Annotated in this window: 2 protein-coding genes and 2 pseudogenes; 1 reads left to right on the forward strand and 3 read right to left on the reverse strand. The window is 37.6% G+C overall.

Going from position 1 to position 2,386, the window contains the following annotated elements; translation table 11 throughout:
- Nucleotides 1-121: 121 nt before the first annotated feature.
- Nucleotides 122-320: pseudogene (locus tag K9V48_RS27700) on the forward strand (IS4 family transposase); the annotation flags it as partial.
- A 280-nt stretch (nucleotides 321-600) separates the two neighbouring features.
- Here the strand turns inward: K9V48_RS27700 and K9V48_RS27705 are convergent.
- The 3 genes and pseudogenes from K9V48_RS27705 to K9V48_RS27715 all read right to left on the reverse strand — a co-directional run.
- Nucleotides 601-1,302 (reverse strand): copper homeostasis protein CutC, encoded by a 702-nt coding sequence (locus K9V48_RS27705; protein ID WP_224142271.1) that lies wholly within the window; start codon nucleotides 1,300-1,302, stop codon nucleotides 601-603.
- A 448-nt stretch (nucleotides 1,303-1,750) separates the two neighbouring features.
- Nucleotides 1,751-2,116, reverse strand: a pseudogene (locus tag K9V48_RS27710) (MFS transporter); the annotation flags it as partial.
- A 63-nt stretch (nucleotides 2,117-2,179) separates the two neighbouring features.
- A partial coding sequence (locus tag K9V48_RS27715; protein WP_224142272.1) for a DDE-type integrase/transposase/recombinase occupies nucleotides 2,180-2,386 on the reverse strand: 207 nt, incomplete at its 5' end.

A 2,386-nucleotide genomic window follows, 5' to 3' on the forward strand; every position in this document is an offset into this window, starting at 1 on the left:
AGGGGGCGAACAGTTTAGTTGACGGGGTCGAGCCCCACGAGCAGGTACGTTCTACCCTGGCTACTGTTATAATAAAACCATATAAAAAATGGTCAACCAGAAATATCTGGCTGACCTTATAATACGATGTAGTCGGTTAGAGGCTTCAACGGGCGTACTCATGAGTCAAGAGGGACTCATGAGTACGCTTTAATTCAGCAGCTGTCGCCTTCCTTCGAAAAGTCTTTACTTCGCTCCTAACACAGAAACTCTGTGCGACACAATCGCTATCTTCACACATGATTTCTGCTTTCAAACGTATTCGGATTTTGGATGCGACGCGATTATACTGACTAAAAAATAAAAAAACCTTAATTAAAAAGGTTTTTCCTTGGACTAACCAACCGCCGACTTCCTTCAGATAACAGAGTCACCCCCCTTACCCTTGTATTAAGCTACAGCTACTACTGCCTTCACTGTTCAGGACCTTCACCTTATATTCTACACCCATGCCGGGCTCACATAAAAAATCACAAGACTTAAATAATCTTGTGAGTGGAGTACCGAAAAATTATAAATTTCAACACTTATCCGTCTTTCAGTCGACCTTCAGCTTTCACATTAAGCTTGGCTATACACAATCCCTTTAATCTTCTGAAGTATTTTTCTATCAATTGATTGACGAAAATCTCCTTCTTTTCTCACCCCTGAGCCAAAATGATATTGTTGAGCCTGCAATGTTTGATGGATGAACTTGATATTGTTTATATCAAGCCCTGAACCTGGCATAATAACCGGTTTATCATTGTCCCTCATAGAGTCCTTTACCAAATTACGTAATCCTTCTAAGCCTTGCATTACGGTTGGTTTTCCCCCTGAAGTTAGAACTTGGTTTATCTTATGAGGTGACTCGCATAGGGAACGATAAATTTCTAACGGTTTTGATTCATCAATGGCACGGTGAAATGTAATCGACAAACTATCAGCTTCTTCTAACACCATTGCAAGAATATCAAAATCCACTAATTTTTCTTCAGTTAATGCACCGAAAACTATACCCTCAGCACCTAGTTCTCGAATAATTCTGATGTCCTCTCTAATCATATCCCATTCTTCCTTCTGATAGGTAAAGGAATAGTTATGAGGACGAAGCATTATCATTACAGGAATTTTGACACTGTTTACAACTCTCTTAATTGCTCCATAGCTCGGGGTTAATCCTCCTTCACCAATTGCAGTAACCAACTCTAGCCGGTCTGCTCCATACGCTTCCGCAATTTTGGCATCTTCGTCATTTAATACAATAACTTCTATTTTACTCATTTTTTATCCCTCTCGAAGTAAATTTAGGCTTCGTGCATAACCGTTCTTCCGATATTAAACCACTATCAATCTTAAAGGGTGCAGATTTTATTCCTCCTCAGTCTTTCAAGCATTTCAAGGTTATATACCATATTTACTCTAGTATATATGCAACAACTACCGGCCAGACGAGCAAAACTAAATTGAAGTTTTCACCTAGAATAACTTTTTCTGCATATAAGCTTCCGTAAGGCGTGGATTGGTTTATCAATCGAACAAGTACTCTTAGATCTAAATACCATAACCTATTAACAAAAACTAATATTTATCTTTTTTGTTCATTATGAAAGGAAAGTCCAATATACTCATCCAAAACTAATGAACCCCATTTACTAAAAATATTGTTATCATCCACCTTTTCAAAATTACCTATTAATTCAAAATTAGACTCAACTATGATCAGTCATTATTAAGATGATGTTTTACTTTGAGATGATTTTATAAAGATAGAAAAGATTAGTCCAACTATTGCAACTATCAATCCAAAAATGAATGCATCTTGAACACCAGCTGTTAAAGATGCTCCAATAGTCGAAGGGTCAGATGGATTTGTCACATTTTCTAAATAAGCTTTCTGTGAAGATGACATGATTGTCATTGCAACAGCTGTACCAATCGCTCCAGATACTTGCTGCAGTGTATTCATCACTGCTGTGCCATCCGGATAGAGATTTTTGGGTAATTGATTTAGTCCGTTTGTCTGCGAAGGCATCATGACCATAGAAACGCCGATCATCAATAAAGCATGCATAATGATAACCATGATAACAGATGTTGGTTCTGGTGCAAATACCAAGACAAATAGAAAAAAATTGTAGGTCCACTTTCAGATAACCTCTTAGGTAGTTATCCCGAATAGTCTATGTATGAATTCCACTTCATTTTGGGTAGGTTTCAGCCTTTGATGAACCTGCTTCGTTTTAATCATATGCATCGCTTCTATACCACTCAGTATGTAAGTAGCTGTCCGAAAAGATTTCAACCCTAACATAGAACGAACACGTTTCTTGATAAAACGATGATCCTGTTCTACGATATTATTTAA

Source organism: Metabacillus rhizolycopersici (genome assembly GCF_020075705.1).

Excerpts from the sequence above, each read along its gene's own strand:
- K9V48_RS27705 (WP_224142271.1), bottom strand. The coding sequence starts at position 1,302 with ATGAGTAAAATAGAAGTTATTGTATTAAATGACGAAGATGCCAAAATT.